The sequence below is a fragment of the Pseudovibrio axinellae genome, from assembly GCF_900110875.1.
Lineage (GTDB): Bacteria > Pseudomonadota > Alphaproteobacteria > Rhizobiales > Stappiaceae > Pseudovibrio > Pseudovibrio axinellae.
Genome location: NZ_FOFM01000006.1, coordinates 83,662 through 99,018, shown reverse-complemented (window position 1 = coordinate 99,018; position 15,357 = coordinate 83,662). Strand labels below are relative to the sequence as shown.

Genomic DNA, 15,357 nt, shown 5'->3' with positions numbered 1-15,357 from the left:
GAGCTGGACACTTTGGGCGAATTCGAGCAGGCTCAGATCAACAAAATGAGGTTGGTATGGAAAAGAAGATTGATCCAATTCGAGAAACCACCGATGAAGCCCGGTTGCTGGCTAAAAAGCTGATCAGAACGGCACGGTTTGCATCCCTTGCTGTTCTTGAGCCTGAGACAGGCTACCCAATTGTCAGCCGCGTCGGGGTGGCCTCAGATGTGGTGGGCGCTCCGTTTATGCTGGCCTCCAGCTTGTCCAATCACTCGCAATGCCTTGAGCAGGATCAGCGGGTTTCGTTGTTGATTGGAGAGCCGGGGAAGGGAGACCCGCTGGCGCATCCGCGTTTGACGGTTATTGGCCGCCTTGAGCGGTTGGATAAAGGGGATGCGATGTGCGATGAGCTACGCAATCGTTATCTAATGCGTCATCCCAAGGCCAAACTCTACGTGGATTTTGCAGATTTCGACTGGCATCATTTTCATGTTGAGCGTGTGAACATGAATGGTGGGTTCGGGAAGGCCTTTTTGATGAAGGTTGAAGATGTCTTATCTCCGACCGAAGAGCGGGCCCAGCTTGCTTTAACAGCTCAGCAGCTGGTTGAGCATGTGAATGAGTACAATGCGCTGGAACTTGCGACCTACGCCACAGGGGAGTTTAAAGCTAAAGCTGCGAACTGGAAGTTGGTGAGTGTTGACGGTGAGGGTGCTGACTATTTTGATGGTGAGAGCGTTTACCGGTCTTTTTGGGGGCTGAACTTACCTCGCACCGAGCTTGAGGGCGCTCTTATGCAAGCTATGAGTTGTTCTGTGTAAAGCCATGACGTAGGGTTTTACTTGTGCTGCCGCTTCGTTATGCAATTATGGATGCAGGAAGCAGATCAAGGTGGGCACAAAGATGAACAAAGAGAAACTTGACAGTGCAGCGGGCGCAGAGGTGTATTCTGATAAAACGCTGCGCATCTACGATTTGTTGGTATTGCAGTTTTCAAACACATTCCTGTGGCGTTGCTCTGCCAGAAAGGGCCTTGAGTTTTTCAACCTCAATGTCAGCGCCAACCATCTGGATGTCGGGGTTGGCAGTGGTTACTTTCTTGAGCATGGGCGTTTTCCAGAGCATACGCGCCTGATGTTGATGGACCTTAATCCAACGTGTCTGTCCTATGCTAAGGCGCGCTGTGTTGTTGAGAGTGTGAGCTGCCAGCAGGTTGATGTGCTTGAGCCAATTGCCTGGGCGGAAGACAAATTTGACAGCATCAATTTGGGCTACCTTCTGCATTGCCTGCCGGGCACCATGAAACAAAAACATCTGGTTTTTGAGAATTTGAAGCCTTTGCTTCATGACGGTGGCGTCTTGTTTGGCTCAACAATTTTGGGCGAAGGGCAAAAGCCGAACTGGCCGGCCAGGAAGCTGATGGGCTTTTATAACAGCAAGGGCATCTTTTCCAACAAACATGACAATCTTGAAGACCTGCGCTCAAACCTGGAGCGTTCTTTCAGGGATGTTACGATTGATGTGGTTGGCGAGGTTGCACAGTTTAGAGCGCGTGCGTAGCTGACGCATGTGGGAAGAGCACAAGGTCATCTTCGGGTGACCACGGCTTCCATTTGGTACCAAAAACCTCTGCGAACTCTGGCTGTTCAAGTCTGTTGTTGAGCCAGTTTTTCACGCTGAGTGGGGCTTGTTGTTCGAAGCGCTCTTTGTTGGCGTTGGCAAACTGGCGCACGAACGGAAAGAGGGCCTGATCTGCCAGGGTCGGGTGGTCGCCGAAGAGGTATGTTGATTTTTCCAGTCGTTGCGAAAGCTTGGAAAGCTCGGCGATCGCAAGGGCGTAATGCTTATCTGGGTCGGCGTCTTCGTAGCGGGTTGAGTATTTGTATCTGTCCAGATTGCGCTTGAAGTCGCCGTCCATCTCTTCGATCAAGGCTAGCATGTCACTCAGAGTTCCGGTTTGCGGTGCAAGCCAGTGCTGAGGGTCGTTTCTACGCAGCGCCCAAAGCATAATGTCCAGACTCTCATCGATGACAGTGCCATCGCTCAGCTGGAGTACCGGGACTGTTCCTTTGGGCGAAATTTCGAGCATATGCTCTGGCTTATTGCACAGCACGATCTCGCGCAGGGCCACAGTTGTCTGACTGGCTAAAACTCCCAATCTAGCGCGCATTGCATAGGGGCAGCGACGAAATGAATACAGGATTGGGAGAGACTTAGTTTCAGCCATGCTTTCTGGTATCTGCCTTGGATTGATCGTTTTCCGCAGCTGATACTTCTAGAGTGTCAACAGGCGCAAGGCCAGCAGATTTGCGTTCATAGGCCTGAATCGCCTTTTCTTCTTTCATGAACGCTTCAACATGAGGCTGGAGCGGAAGCTCTTTCACTGGTGTGCCAGTTTCCTTCAACACTGTGGTTGTTGGCACAAACGCTCTTTTCTCGCGATCATAAACGCTGATACGCACCAGACCTGTCGCAGCAACAATGCCTTTGTTCCGTCCTTTGGTGAAGATGAAACGCTGTTCCATCACCGCAGCGTCATCAGTCCAGTAGACGACTTCAGTTTCCAGCTTGAATGCTTCCCACAAAGGTAACTCGCGGCGAAAACGCAAGGTTGCGTGGTTTGTCAGCGCAGTCCATTTTTTCCGGAAGATGGTTTTGCCGAGTTTAGTACGGCTTAAATGATCGATACGGCCAAAATCCATCATAGACAGGTAGCGGCTGTTCGTAAGATGGATATTCAAATCGATGTCAGAGGGTAACACATGTAGCCGCAAAACTGATTTGCTGAAGATATCAGTTAGTTTTTCCCGAAAAGGGAATCGAAAGGTGTAAAGTATTAGTCTGAACCAGAGTTGCATTTTCTTTCCAGATGACTGCTCAAGGGCTGTCAAAAGTCCTGCGGGTTTTCCAATAGGGAATTGGGCTGTCTATTACGTCAGGTGTGTTGTGCCAGATGTTGAATGATTTTTCTAGTTATCTCTTTGTTCGTGAGATTACCTATAGCTCATCAGAGCTCGCCGCTATCGCAGGCGCATTTTTTTTTGCTGCGTTTGTGAAGGGGGTAACCGGCCTTGGCTTTTCAACCACTTGCTTGCCATTTTTGGTCTATGCGGTGGGGTTGAAAAGAGGAATTCCGCTCGTTTTACTACCCAGTATTACCAGTAATATTTTAGTTATGGTCGATGCAGGTTATTTCCGAGAAATGGTTGCACGTTTCCGCTGGATGTTGCTTTTAACGATTCCCGGCATTGTCCTGGGGCTTTGGTGGTTGAATGTGGCTCCCACTCAAGAGGCAGTCGTTGTACTGGGTTTCGTGCTTATTAGCTATGCTTTGTTTGCGACTTTTACACCGGACTTATCAATGGGGAGAGGTTTGGAAAGACTGCTTGGCCCTGTGAGTGGTTTTATTACCGGTGTGGTGAATGGTATCACAGGCTCTCAAATTATGCCGGTTCTACCGTATTTGTTGTCACTCAATCTCAACAGCTCTCAGTTTGTGCAGGCGATCAATTGCTCGTTCACGCTGTCCTCTTTCGTGATGGCGACCGGACTGTATTATTATGGCTTGCTTGACCTGAGCGCGCTTGGCGTGTCTGCCCTTGGGCTGGCCTTTGTTTATTTGGGAACCAAACTTGGGTCACGGGTGCGTCAGCACTTGTCTCCTTCCGCTTTTAGAACCGCAGTTTTGGTGCTGTTATTTGCACTTGGCGTGAGCCTGCTTGCCAAAGGTGTTTAAGGTCGGTCTCAGGCACCCAAACTTATTCCCCTTAGGTTTGCGTTTGCTAAGCTTATCTTGTGCTCACGTAAACGGGCAGCTGGCGGACCGTCCGTTAGTGCGGCGTGGGCTGGATGGGGCTACTGTGAAGGGTAACGCATTTTGCAGCAGGTCCGTGGAGGTTGCCCAAACGCCATTAGTGTTGTGGCGGGAGGATGCGCGGCCAGACCTGCGGGCGTCAACGCTAAAAGGTGTTCCGTAACAAGAATGCCTTTTCACAGCGTCTTTGGGACCCTGGCCATAGCCTCCTACAAAAACATCCGGGCAAGGCGATAGCTGATGCCGAAGAATTATATTTAATAAGTAGCGCAGGCATTGCCTGCCGCCTTGCCACTCCCGATTTCGGGAAACCTGACTCCACCACTGCATGGGATGCCATGTGGTGCTGTTGGCGTTTGTGGTCTCGTATGGCACCTTAGTTAAGTCTAGCTAAGGTGAGGTGTGATGAAAGTAAACATGCATGAAGCGAAGTCCAATCTTTCCAAACTTGGTGAAAAGGTTTGGCAGGGAGAACGCGTGGTTATTGCCAAAGCAGGTAAACCTTACCTCGATCTCGTGCCGCATAAGGCGCAATTGAAACCGCGCAAACCGGGGCGCTTTAAAGGGCAGATCAAACTTGCGGACGATTTCAATGACGAGGTGAAGGGGGGTATTTCGAGATTTGAGGGCGAAGAGTGAGGCGTATTCTCTTTCGATGCTCATGTTTTGCTTTGGTGCTTTGAAATGATGCTCAATTAGCAGCAAAAGCAAAGTTGATAATGGCGGACCCTCGCAATGAGGTTTTTGTGAGTGCCGCTAGCTGATGGGAAATCGCAATCAAGCAGAATCTCGGAAAGCTCACTGCGCCAAAAGGACCGGTGGGGATTGTTAAGGAAGAGGGGCCTAATTCTTGCCGATCTCGCAGTTTCATGAGGCGCAAGCGCGGTATTTATCAGAAGATCACAAAGACCTATCTGACAGAATGCTGAGTGCACAAGCGCAAGCGGTGGAGATTGCGACGTAGGGTGAGAAGTTTCAGGTTTATGACGTAAGGTTGCTTGAGGTGTCATCATAAGGTGTTGCTCGAAATTGGTATTCGTATTGTTAAAAACAACAACATTAGATTATTATAAATATAGTTTGATTTCTACTAGACTATATCTTGAATTTATCTTTAAGTATACTATTTGGATGGTGTGGAAAATGAAACCTATTTGAGGCGAAAATGACAAAGATTAAAGGTTTGAATGATGGCCCAGGTGGCCGAAACGAGCATTACGATATTGGTAATCGTAAAAATGTCCCACGACGAAATGCTGTAGCGGAAACTAAGCGTGGTGAACATCCCGATGCTCATGTTTATAAAGTAAATGGCCGCGAGTATGTTAGAGACAACCCAGATAACTCTAAGCGAGATAATGTTAATCGTGGGAAATAAGAATTTTACAGATCTATAGTAAGCGAGGTATTTGCCTCGCTTACTATATAAATTTTACCCCGGAGTGCCCCAGCCGCCGCTGGTTGGGGGGACGACTGTGATGGCTTCGCCGGCTTCCAGAATGGTCTGGTCGCAGCCGTTGAGCTCTTCCATCTGGCCTGAGTTGCGGCGCACATAGGTGCGGCCTTTCTGCCCGTCTTCGCCGCCCTGCATGCCTTTGGGGGCAATGGTTCTGTGGCTTGCAAGGATTGCACAGTCCATTTTTTCAAGGAAGCGGATGGTGCGCGATGTGCCTTCGCCAGCAGACCATTTGCCTTTGCCTGCGGAGTCTTTGCGAATGTGGAAGTCTTCCAGAAGCACCGGATAGCGGAACTCCAGCACTTCCGGGTCTGTCAGGCGTGAGTTGGTCATGTGGACATGAACCGCATCCGTTCCGTTGAAGCCTGGCCCTGCTGGTGAGCCGGAGCACAGGGTCTCGTAGTACTGATAGGTGTCGTTGCCGAAGGTCAGGTTGTTCATCGAGCCTTGCGAATTGGACATTGCACCCAATGCAGCAAACAACGCGTTGGTGATATGCTGTGAGGTTTCCACGTTACCTGCTACAACAGCTGCCGGATAATGCGGGCGCAGCATGGAGCCTTCTGGTACCTTGATCTTGATTGGACGCAGGCACCCGGCATTCATCGGGATGTGGCCTTCAACCATCACACGGAAGCAGTAAAGAACTGCAGCACGTGTGACAGGTTCAGGGGCGTTGAAGTTGTTGGGTTTCATCTCACTGGTGCCAGTGAAATCAACGGTGGCTTCACGCTTGTCCTTATCAACGGTGATTTTAACCTTGATGGTTGAACCCTGATCCGTTGCGTATTCGTAGGAACTGTCGACAAGTGCTTCAATGACGCGGCGCACGCTTTCCTCAGCGTTGTCCTGTACATGGCCCATGTAGGCCTGCACAGTTGCCAAAGAGAAGTGGTCTGTCATCTTGCGCAGTTCCTGCACGCCTTTTTCATTGGCGGCGATCTGGGCTTTCAGGTCAGCAACATTCTGGTGAACATTACGCACTGGGTATTTGTGGTTGGTGAGCAGCTCAATAAGCGCCTCTTCACGGAACTCGCCCTGATCAACCAGTTTGAAGTTATCGATTAAGACGCCTTCTTCATCCACCTTGGTGGCGAGCGGGGTCATGGAGCCGGGAGCCGACCCACCCACATCTGCATGGTGACCACGTGAGGCAGCCCAGAACAGGATCTGCTTGTTGTCGTCGTCAAACACAGGAGAGACAACCGTGATGTCTGGCAAGTGCGTGCCACCGTTGTACGGAGCATTGAGTGCGTAGACATCGCCGGGTTTGATCTTGCCTTTGTTGAGGGAAATGATCGCCTCAACAGAACGGTCCATGGAGCCAAGGTGCACCGGCATATGCGGGGCATTGGCAACCAGAGCACCGTTTTGGTCAAACACAGCACAGGAGAAGTCCAGGCGCTCTTTGATGTTGACCGAGTAGGCGGTGTTTTGCAGTGTTACACCCATCTGTTCTGCGATGGACATAAACAGGTTGTTGAACACTTCCAGCATCACAGGATCAGCCGTGGTGCCGAGCGCCACGTTGCGTTCCAGCGGAACATTGCGGGTGAGGATAATATGGTTTTTGGCGTTCACCTGCGCCAGCCAGCCCGGCTCCACAACGATGGTTGCATGTGGTTCCATGATGAGGGCAGGGCCTTGCAGTTTCATACCCGGTTGGAAGGCATCGCGCTTTAAGACAGCGGCATCCTGCCATTTGCCACTGGCATAAAATCTGGTTTGCTGAGCAACAGCAGGTGCTTCCTGCGAGACTGCCAGATCAGGCTCCTCAAGGCCTGCACCACCACCAACGGCTTCTACTTCGAGCGCTTCCACAACGATGGATTTGTTTTCATAGGCGAAACCAAACTGTTTGATGTGGTTGCGCGTGAAGGCTGCGATCATCGCGTCAAGATCGCTGGTGTTCAAGGTCACCGCGATTGGGGTGTCGGTGCCATCGTAACGCAGGTGTGCACGCGGTATGATTGTGAGTTCGTCTTCAGGGACGCCTTGGTTTTCAACCTCGGTTTTGGCTTCAGCGGCAAGGCGGTTTGCCAGCTCTTCCAAAGCGGAAAGATTGTCAGCATTTAGTTGGCGCACAACAGCTTGCTGGCGGGTTGCGCGAATATCAGCAAGACCCATGCCGTATGCAGAAAGAATGCCGGAGAGTGGATGTACAATAACAGTTTTCATGCCGAGGCTGTCTGCAACCATGCAGGCACTTTGCCCGCCAGCACCGCCAAAGCAGGTCAGGGCGTATTCGGTCACATCATAGCCCCGCTGCACAGAGATCTTTTTAATCGCGTTGGCCATGTTCTCGACCGCGATCTTCTGGAAGCCTTCGGCAACCTCTTCGCCGGTTCTGCCATTGCCGATCTCAGCTGCAAGCGTGTTGAAGGCTGCTTTGACCTCGTTCACCGCCAGCGGTTCATTCTGATTTGGGCCAAAGATTTTAGGGAAGAAATCCGCATTGAGTTTGGCTGTCATAACATTGGCGTCGGTGACAGTCAGCGGACCACCACGGCGGTAACATTTTGGGCCGGGGTTCGCGCCAGCAGAATCTGGCCCAACCTGAAAGCGGCCATCCTTGAAATGAAGGATAGACCCGCCACCAGCTGCAACGGTGTGGATCATCATCATCGGAGCACGCATACGTACGCCAGCGACTTCGGTTTCAAAGGCACGTTCAAACTCACCGTCGAAGTGGGAGACATCAGTTGATGTTCCGCCCATGTCGAAGCCGATGAGTTTTTCAAAACCTGCCATTTTTGAGGTTTCGACAGCACCAACTACACCGCCAGCTGGACCGGAGAGGATCGCGTCTTTGCCCTGGAAGAAGGTTGCATCCGTCAAGCCGCCTGAAGACTGCATAAACATGAGGCGACAGTCGGTGTTTTCGATGTCCAGTTCACTGGCCACCTGGCTCACATAGCGGCGCAAAATGGGGGAGAGGTAAGCATCTACAACCGTGGTATCTCCGCGGCCAACCAGCTTCATGAGAGGGGAGATTTCATGGCTGACGGAGACCTGCGGAAAACCGACTTGCCTTGCAATGTCAGCAACCTGTTGTTCATGGGATGGGTATGCGTAGGCGTGCATGAGCACGATCGCAACTGAACGAATGCCACTGGCATAGGATTTTTCGAGCTGGGTTTTGATTTGATCAAGTTCTGGAGCAGTTTCAACGGTGCCATCTGCCCGGACGCGCTCGTCTGCTTCCAGAACCTGATCATAGAGCAATTCTGGTTTGATGATTTCTTTTGCAAAGATATCAGGACGGGCCTGATATCCTATTTCTAAAGCATCGCGGAACCCTTTGGTGATGAGCAAAAGGGTGCGGTCACCTTTACGTTCCAACAATGCGTTTGTAGCAACTGTCGTGCCCATTTTAACAGTCGCTATTTGATCAGACGGGATACGAGCATCCTGCGGAACGCTCATCAAATCACGAATGCCCTGAATGGCCGCATCTTTGTAGGCTTCAGGGTTTTCGGAGAGAACTTTATGGGCGCGTATGTCACCTTGTGGTGTGCGTGCTACAATATCTGTGAAGGTGCCGCCGCGATCAATCCAGAAGTCCCATTTGCCCGTTGTCATGCTTTTGTTCCCATCTCGGTCGGATATATCAATCTGTGATACATCTACAAAATGTAGACATAGTGTCAATGTAAATATGAGGTCTTTCTATCCTGCTGAAGCAAAAAGTAACTATATATTCGTGGAATGGTCTCTCAGGAGATCTTGTTTAATCCACCTAAGTTATTGACATTGTGTTTTGTGACGCCGAGCGAATCTGTGTTTCCTGCTGGTGGTTGGGAGAGGTGAATATGAGTAACGCCATTGTGAAAAAAGGTTCTAACGGGCCTGGTGTGGGTCCTGTGGTTTCTTCCTCCCACCTTGCCTCGGGCGAGCTGCCGGCTTTGTCTGAAGTCGAGTTCGCCGTGACTATGATGGTGCATGCCTATCACCGCTGGATGGAGCGTTGCATGGCCGCGGCAGGGCAAGAGGGGCTGTCGCCATTGGAAACACTTGTTCTGCACTCGGTGAATCACCGGGAACGCTCAAAAACGCTGGCAGACCTGTGTCTGGTGCTCAATGTTGAGGATACGCATACGGTTTCATATGCACTGAAGAAACTTGAAAAGGCTGGGCTTATCCAATCTGGTAAACGCGGTAAGGAGAAAACTGCGGAAATCACAGATGCAGGACGAGAGTTATGCGCTTCATATAAGCAACTGCGTGATGCGCTGCTCGTCAAGCCAGTGAAGGACCTTGGGTTGGATGAGGCTGAGCTATCCCGGCTGGCATCGGTCCTGCGTAGTGTTTCCGGGCATTACGATCAGGCTGCGCGATCTGCTGCTGCAATGTAAAATTGCTATCGTGGGGCGCTTGCTGAGTTATGATTCAGTTTAATTCTCATTTTGAGCAAGGCTGGTGTCGCCCATCAGAAGTTTGATCCACCCTGGTACCTTCCCAGTTCTGCGAAGGGCGCCGTCTACGGAGAATTCGCCACCCCCGGTGGTGGTAAAGCTGAGGTAAGACGCAAATAAAATGAGCGGTAGCTCCCATGAAGTTGCTGTCGCAAATGACACAAAACCATGTTCTAGCGAGCCGCTGAGTGAAGCAGCAAACAAAATAAAGGCGGCGGCAAAGAAGCAAGAGAGGCGTGTGAGGAAGCCCAGACCCACGCCGATTGCAATGGCAAACTCTGCTACGCCGGAGATATCAAGGATCATGTTAGGGTCGGGATAGCCGAGCAGCGATAAAAACTCTACGTGCTCCATGTATGGAAGAGCGCCTGCGAATAGCTTATCGGTGAAGTGTGGAACCATCACAAAACCGATCAACATCCTGAAGAACGTGAGTTGCCACTGCCAAAGAGTGATGCCCCTGCCTGCCGTCTCAAAGGAATTGCGCTGGATTGTGCTTAGGAACCAGATGAGATTAACAAGGAAAGCAAAGGCCAGCGGCCAGCTGAGCAGATACGCGCCGTAAAGCGAGGTAATGCGCCACGCGATGAGCTGGCAGAGTAGAAAGCAAAGAAAGCCGAGCGTGAAGTTTTTCGGCACAACAATGACGACGAAAAAGAATGCCAGTGCCAACCAGATGAGCAGTGAATGCAACGCAGATTCTGGAATTGGAGACAGGAGTACTTCAAGCGAGATTAGTGCGGCGACACCCAGCAAAAGAGCGGTTATCAGGGACTGGAGAAGTTGGAAGAATGACAGATAATGGAAGGGCCGAGCGGTCTCTGCAAGGTCGTCTTGCTCAGCCATGCCCTCAGGATTTGCGTTGCTTTTATCTGCCATAGCTACCTCGAAGCGAATCCCATGCGCGGGTATTTGTTTCAAGGTAACGTGCAGGGGGTGAGCAGAGATATCCTGCTATTCCCGCTAGGCTAATTTGAGAGGTTACGCAGTGCTTGCGGTTTCGATCTGTATTGTCTCTTCAATACCAGAACTGCAACGGATATTTGCATGTGGGTTTGCCGGGTCAACATTCGCAGGCCTGCCAAAATAGTAGCCTTGTACGATGTCACAGCCCCCAGCACGCAGGATCTTAGCCTGTATTTCTTCTTCAACACCTTCTGCCGTGATCAACACATCCAAAGAGCGGCCCAGGCCAATGATCGCGGCAACAATTGCATCGGTATGGGCGTCCTTGCCGATATTCATAATGAAGCTGCGGTCGATCTTAATTTTGTTGAATGGAAAGCGCGAAAGGTAACTAAGTGAAGAATAGCCGGTTCCGAAGTCATCCATTGCGATCGACACGCCCATCTTGCTGATTTTTTTGAGGGACTTGACGACGCTTGTCGTGTCGGCAATCAAAAGGCTTTCGGTGATCTCAATCTCGAGGCGCTCAGGGGCAAGTCCGGATTCTTCAAGGGCCTCGGAGATCTTTTGTTCAATCTCTCCGGTCTTGAATTGGGCAGGTGAGAAATTTACAGCGACCTTCAAACTTGTGTCGGACCATAAAGCAGCATCATTGCAGGCTTTATTGAGCACATATTCGCCGAGTGCCTCAATCAGGCCTGTGTCCTCAGCAATTGGGATGAAAATTTCAGGAGAAATACGCCCTTTTTCTGGATGTACCCAGCGCAGGAGGGCTTCAAAGGCTTTCAGTTTGTTGTCTCCCAGACCAACTTGTGCCTGGTACACCACGGAGAAACCATCGAGTTTGAGTGCGCGAACCATTTCTGCTTCCAGTTCGCGGCGCAATTGAAGTTCTTCATCCATACTCGAGGCGTACCATGTGTAGATGGAGCGGCCACCGTTCTTGGAGCGATAAAGCGCCAAGTCGGCACAGTGGAGCAAACGGGAGGACCGCCAGGCAGCATCGGTCGCCTGAGCAATGCCCATTGAAAGAGAGATCTGGATCTCTTTACCATCAATGACACAATTGGAATTTGTGGTTGCCAGCGCGCGTTGAACAAGAGTGGTAATCTCGCGGCCAGTATATTCACCCTCAATCATCACCGCAAACTCATCACCGGACAGGCGAGAAACCAGGTGATCTGTAAAAACGAGCCGAAGTCGATCCGAGATTATTTGCAGGAATGTATCACCTGCTGCATGACCATAGTTATCATTGACCTCTTTGAATTTATCGACATCGATTGCAATGACATAAACGTTTGAGGCTGTGATCGATGCTTTACGCAAAGCTTTATTGAGTTCATCAGAAAAGACGGCCCGATTGGGTAGATGGGTGAGGGGATCGTTGTGGGCAAGAAACCGGATTGTTTTGGAGGTCTTCCAACGGTCATGCAGGCCTTTCCATGCAAACATTACGGATGCGATTGCAACGATCAGGACCAGCAGGAAAGCAAATGCAGAGCCAAAGGCAAGAACTTCCAGAAACACGACTGTATTCAAGGTTGGCTTTGTGGAGAAGATAAAGCCACCACGGGTATTTCCCTTTTCATCCACATAAGGAATGACAGCTCCGAACTGAGGAATTTGCCACTGAAACAAATCAAAATTGGAGTGTACTTCCAACTGTTGGGATTGGATTGATGTGTGCCACGCCTGATAGGTGGCCGGATCTGACAGGATTGCGTTGACACGAAGACGGTCCATGTCACGGGGATGGACCGCAAGTGGGCGCCCTGGAATGTTCACAATCACGAGTTCGAACTCATCAAACTGCTCGGCAAATGCGTGTTTCACTGCCTGAGCTTTGAGCGCGGGTATTTTCCAGCTTGATGTCACTGTTTGCGGTCTTTGGGAACTGCTGGAACCGCGCAGACCGAAACTTAACTGAGAAGCAATTCGTTGGGCTTCCGGGTCTTCCTGAGTAACTACCTCAAGGGGATAGTGCTTTGCTATTATACTCTTTGCAGTCTCGAACTCACTCTCTGCCTGGTCTTTAAAGAGAAAGTAAAGTGTTGCCTGATCGATTGCGTAAAAGCTGGTCGCGATGACCCCAATAATGGCAATTATAATGGTGGCATAAAATAATTTGCGATGTGGAGGTATAGTATCCACTTAAAATCCCCATGCCAAACGCCTAGGATTACGTGCGTTGGTCGTAGGCAACTCTGTCATTAGTTGCACTGTAAAGTGATTATGTATTTCGTTGGCGTGAAGGCTATCTGTAAAACATTACCCATATGTTTCAGGGAGTAATATTTTGAGATGATCCTTGAATTGAAATTGTGTAATGAGCGAATTGAGATCGCCGTGGGTAGATAAAACCCAAGGGAAACAAACTATTCGAATTGATAAATATTTTATTAGGTATAAACCTGATTTGTAGTGACTTATTCATTTCCTGCCTGTTTAGAGGAGCTTAGCAGGCAGGTCGAACAGTGAGCAGAAGCTGATGAATTTTTGGGGCAGTTTTGACAGGATCGTGGGCGCGCTGCAGGCTGGCGGTGTTCAATTGGTGGATCGGCTGCAACAGCTCATTCAATCGGTTGGTGAGGCCCGTCGCAATGTCGCTTTTACAGTCGCGATGATTGCTCTGTCTGCCAAGATGGCAAAAGCCGATGGAGTTGTGACGCAGGATGAAGTCATCGCGTTTTACGACCTTTTCGAAATGCCTGCGGGCGAAGAGCGGAACGTAGCGCGGCTTTTCCACCTGGCCCAACAGGACGTTGCTGGCTTTGAAACCTATGCTTCCAAACTCTCTGTGCTGTTTGCTGATGATGAGACAACACGTATTGATGTGATCGACGGGCTTTTTTATATAGCCAAAGCAGATGGCGTTATTCATGAGCGAGAACTCGCCTACCTAAACCGTATTGCTGAAATTTTTGGAATAGACCCTGTGGGCTTTTCGCAAATCAAAGCGCGGCATATGCGCGGTGGCGGAGACCCTTATCTGGTTTTGGGTATTGATATGAGCGCGACCAATGAAGAAGTGCGCTCCTGCTATCTGCGAGAAGTTAGAGAGACACACCCTGACCGCTTAATTGGTAGGGGCGTCCCTGAAGAATTCGTCAAAATCGCCAGTGATCGATTGGCTGCATTGAATAAAGCGTATGAGCAAGTCTGCGCGGAACGAGGAATATGAGCGTTTCATCTGAATGCGCAGTGCCTGCGCGCCTTCGCCCTTCGCCCAACCACAACGAACGTCGTGTTTCGAATGTGGACATGCTGATCCTGCATTATACCGCGATGGAAAGTGCAGAAAAGGCGATTGCTTGGCTTTGCGATCCGCGTTCGGAGGTTTCCTGTCACTATCTGGTGGACGAAATGGGCATGGTTACGCAGATGGTACCTGAAAGCCGCCGTGCCTGGCATGCTGGCGTTTCAAGCTGGAAAGGCGAGGGCGACCTGAATTCCAGAAGCATCGGGATTGAGATTTCCAATCTGGGTGATCGGGAAGGTGGAACGCAGACTTATCCTGAAGTTCAGATCGAAACTGTTATAGCGCTCGCCAAGGATATTTGTGCGCGTCACAACATTACATCAGAGCGGGTGCTTGGTCATTCCGATGTTGCGCCAATGCGAAAGCAAGATCCTGGACGACATTTCCCATGGGGGAGACTTGCTGAAGCTGGTGTCGGTCACTTTATAGAACCGCTGGACATCGAATCCGCTAGCTATTTTCAGGAGGGCGACGAGGGGCAACCGATTGAAGCCTTGCAGTCGCTTCTGGGGCTTTATGGGTATGAGCTTGGGGTCAGCGGCGTGTTTGATGAGAAGACCAGATACGTGGTTGAGGCATTCCAGCGCCATTTTCGGCCTTCAAAAGTTGATGGAATTGCAGATGCGCAGACGATTGCCACGCTGCATGGCCTGCTAAAAGGGCTAAAAACCCTATAATTGTGATAAATATCCTTGAAATTCTACTAAAATACGTAGTGATACGTACTTAGAGGATATTTTGATTACGTAGGGGAACGTCTTCCTTTTGCTTAAAAATATCCCTAAGTAAGGCTGGTATGTCCTATACCAGCCTATTTTCTGCCACAAATTAAGGTTTATGCCAGTTTTTAAACATTAAAATTGTAACTTTTCGTGATCTCTCCTGTCTGATTTTCGTCTCATCTTCTGAAGATAAAGCCCTTGCTCAAAACATGGTTGCCAGGAAATGAAGATGAACCTTACAAAAATAAAAAATACCGTAGTAATCCCCGCTCTTGCAGCAAGTGTTATGCTTGGTGGCGTTGTAAATACTAGCGTCTTTTCTGATCATGCAGAAGCTGCAACAAAGAAAAGCGGCTACGTTAAGTTGATTGAGAAAAAAGCTAAGAAGCACGGCGTGCCGCATCACATTGCGAAAGCTGTTGTTGAAGTGGAAAGTAACTTTAATGCAAAAGCTCGCGGCTCTGCCGGTGAAGTTGGGCTGATGCAGATTAAACCGTCAACAGCGCGTGGCATGGGCTACCGGGGCTCAACCAAAGCTCTCTATACTCCAGAAAACAACCTGGAGTGGGGCATGCGCTATCTTGCTGGTGCTTATAAGCGCGCTGGTGGTGATTTGTGCGGAACAATCCTACGCTATAACGCTGGGCACTATGCTAAGCGAATGAACCGGATCAGTGCTAAGTACTGCAAGCGCGTGAAAGCAATTATTGCTCGCAGCTAAATGCAACTTGCATATTTTGAATAGAACCTGTAGGTTCTCCTTCAAAGTTACCTAGAGTTTTATGAATGTCTGACCGACG

The 15,357-nt window shown here is 50.0% G+C and carries 14 protein-coding genes; 9 read left to right on the top strand and 5 right to left on the bottom strand.

The window, feature by feature from the left end:
• Nucleotides 1–56: 56 nt before the first annotated feature.
• The gene (locus BMZ51_RS14155) at nucleotides 57–803 is read left to right on the top strand and encodes a HugZ family pyridoxamine 5'-phosphate oxidase (protein WP_068002512.1); all 747 of its coding nucleotides are present in this window, start codon (nucleotides 57–59) and stop codon (nucleotides 801–803) included.
• An 82-nt stretch (nucleotides 804–885) separates the two neighbouring features.
• On the top strand, nucleotides 886–1,542 hold the full coding sequence (locus BMZ51_RS14150; protein ID WP_068002509.1) for a class I SAM-dependent methyltransferase: 657 nt from the start codon (nucleotides 886–888) through the stop codon (nucleotides 1,540–1,542).
• Here the strand turns inward: BMZ51_RS14150 and BMZ51_RS14145 are convergent.
• Together BMZ51_RS14145 and BMZ51_RS14140 are read right to left on the bottom strand one after the other, a co-directional pair.
• The gene (locus BMZ51_RS14145; protein ID WP_068002506.1) at nucleotides 1,526–2,209 is read right to left on the bottom strand and encodes a glutathione S-transferase; all 684 of its coding nucleotides are present in this window, start codon (nucleotides 2,207–2,209) and stop codon (nucleotides 1,526–1,528) included. The genes BMZ51_RS14150 and BMZ51_RS14145 overlap by 17 nt on opposite strands.
• Entirely contained in the window at nucleotides 2,202–2,744 is a 543-nt protein-coding gene (locus BMZ51_RS14140; protein WP_208979483.1) for a thioesterase family protein, read from the bottom strand. Before BMZ51_RS14140 ends, BMZ51_RS14145 begins: the two co-directional genes overlap by 8 nt.
• A 191-nt stretch (nucleotides 2,745–2,935) precedes the next feature.
• Between BMZ51_RS14140 and BMZ51_RS14135 the strand changes: the two genes are divergently transcribed.
• The 3 genes from BMZ51_RS14135 (at nucleotide 2,936) to BMZ51_RS14125 (ending at nucleotide 5,174) form a co-directional block, all read left to right on the top strand.
• Entirely contained in the window at nucleotides 2,936–3,718 is a 783-nt protein-coding gene (locus BMZ51_RS14135; RefSeq protein WP_068002503.1) for a sulfite exporter TauE/SafE family protein, read from the top strand.
• Nucleotides 3,719–4,201: 483 nt separating this feature from the next.
• Nucleotides 4,202–4,435 (top strand): type II toxin-antitoxin system Phd/YefM family antitoxin, encoded by a 234-nt coding sequence (locus BMZ51_RS14130; RefSeq protein ID WP_068002499.1) that lies wholly within the window; start codon nucleotides 4,202–4,204, stop codon nucleotides 4,433–4,435.
• Nucleotides 4,436–4,961: 526 nt separating this feature from the next.
• The gene (locus tag BMZ51_RS14125; RefSeq protein ID WP_068002496.1) at nucleotides 4,962–5,174 is read left to right on the top strand and encodes a DUF3892 domain-containing protein; all 213 of its coding nucleotides are present in this window, start codon (nucleotides 4,962–4,964) and stop codon (nucleotides 5,172–5,174) included.
• Between the two features lie 54 nt (nucleotides 5,175–5,228).
• On the opposite strand, the gene BMZ51_RS14120 is transcribed toward BMZ51_RS14125, so the two are convergent.
• Nucleotides 5,229–8,834 (bottom strand): hydantoinase B/oxoprolinase family protein, encoded by a 3,606-nt coding sequence (locus BMZ51_RS14120; protein WP_068002492.1) that lies wholly within the window; start codon nucleotides 8,832–8,834, stop codon nucleotides 5,229–5,231.
• Between the two features lie 230 nt (nucleotides 8,835–9,064).
• On the opposite strand from BMZ51_RS14120, the gene BMZ51_RS14115 reads away from it, so the two are divergent.
• A complete protein-coding gene (locus BMZ51_RS14115; RefSeq protein ID WP_068002489.1) occupies nucleotides 9,065–9,607 on the top strand; it encodes a winged helix DNA-binding protein in 543 nt (180 codons plus the stop codon).
• Nucleotides 9,608–9,646: 39 nt separating this feature from the next.
• On the opposite strand, the gene BMZ51_RS14110 is transcribed toward BMZ51_RS14115, so the two are convergent.
• Nucleotides 9,647–10,546 (bottom strand): DoxX family protein, encoded by a 900-nt coding sequence (locus tag BMZ51_RS14110; protein ID WP_068002486.1) that lies wholly within the window; start codon nucleotides 10,544–10,546, stop codon nucleotides 9,647–9,649.
• 102 nt (nucleotides 10,547–10,648) lie between these two features.
• On the bottom strand, nucleotides 10,649–12,727 hold the full coding sequence (locus BMZ51_RS14105; RefSeq protein ID WP_208979481.1) for a putative bifunctional diguanylate cyclase/phosphodiesterase: 2,079 nt from the start codon (nucleotides 12,725–12,727) through the stop codon (nucleotides 10,649–10,651).
• A gap of 337 nt (nucleotides 12,728–13,064) precedes the next feature.
• Between BMZ51_RS14105 and BMZ51_RS14100 the strand changes: the two genes are divergently transcribed.
• From BMZ51_RS14100 to BMZ51_RS14090, 3 genes are all read left to right on the top strand, one after another.
• A complete protein-coding gene (locus tag BMZ51_RS14100; RefSeq protein WP_068002483.1) occupies nucleotides 13,065–13,757 on the top strand; it encodes a J domain-containing protein in 693 nt (230 codons plus the stop codon).
• A complete protein-coding gene (locus tag BMZ51_RS14095) occupies nucleotides 13,754–14,512 on the top strand; it encodes a peptidoglycan recognition protein family protein (RefSeq protein WP_068002480.1) in 759 nt (252 codons plus the stop codon). The genes BMZ51_RS14100 and BMZ51_RS14095 overlap by 4 nt, the downstream gene beginning before the upstream one ends.
• A gap of 268 nt (nucleotides 14,513–14,780) precedes the next feature.
• Nucleotides 14,781–15,278 (top strand): lytic transglycosylase domain-containing protein, encoded by a 498-nt coding sequence (locus tag BMZ51_RS14090; protein ID WP_068002476.1) that lies wholly within the window; start codon nucleotides 14,781–14,783, stop codon nucleotides 15,276–15,278.
• Nucleotides 15,279–15,357: the final 79 nt, after the last annotated feature.

Bases quoted from the DNA above. Each gene is read 5' to 3' on its own strand.
- BMZ51_RS14155 (WP_068002512.1), top strand. From the start codon at position 57: ATGGAAAAGAAGATTGATCCAATTCGAGAAACCACCGATGAAGCCCGG.
- BMZ51_RS14150 (WP_068002509.1), top strand. From the start codon at position 886: ATGAACAAAGAGAAACTTGACAGTGCAGCGGGCGCAGAGGTGTATTCT.
- BMZ51_RS14145 (WP_068002506.1), bottom strand. From the start codon at position 2,209: ATGGCTGAAACTAAGTCTCTCCCAATCCTGTATTCATTTCGTCGCTGC.
- BMZ51_RS14135 (WP_068002503.1), top strand. From the start codon at position 2,936: ATGTTGAATGATTTTTCTAGTTATCTCTTTGTTCGTGAGATTACCTAT.
- BMZ51_RS14130 (WP_068002499.1), top strand. From the start codon at position 4,202: ATGAAAGTAAACATGCATGAAGCGAAGTCCAATCTTTCCAAACTTGGT.
- BMZ51_RS14125 (WP_068002496.1), top strand. From the start codon at position 4,962: ATGACAAAGATTAAAGGTTTGAATGATGGCCCAGGTGGCCGAAACGAG.
- BMZ51_RS14120 (WP_068002492.1), bottom strand. From the start codon at position 8,834: ATGACAACGGGCAAATGGGACTTCTGGATTGATCGCGGCGGCACCTTC.
- BMZ51_RS14115 (WP_068002489.1), top strand. From the start codon at position 9,065: ATGAGTAACGCCATTGTGAAAAAAGGTTCTAACGGGCCTGGTGTGGGT.
- BMZ51_RS14110 (WP_068002486.1), bottom strand. From the start codon at position 10,546: ATGGCAGATAAAAGCAACGCAAATCCTGAGGGCATGGCTGAGCAAGAC.
- BMZ51_RS14100 (WP_068002483.1), top strand. From the start codon at position 13,065: ATGAATTTTTGGGGCAGTTTTGACAGGATCGTGGGCGCGCTGCAGGCT.
- BMZ51_RS14095 (WP_068002480.1), top strand. From the start codon at position 13,754: ATGAGCGTTTCATCTGAATGCGCAGTGCCTGCGCGCCTTCGCCCTTCG.
- BMZ51_RS14090 (WP_068002476.1), top strand. From the start codon at position 14,781: ATGAAGATGAACCTTACAAAAATAAAAAATACCGTAGTAATCCCCGCT.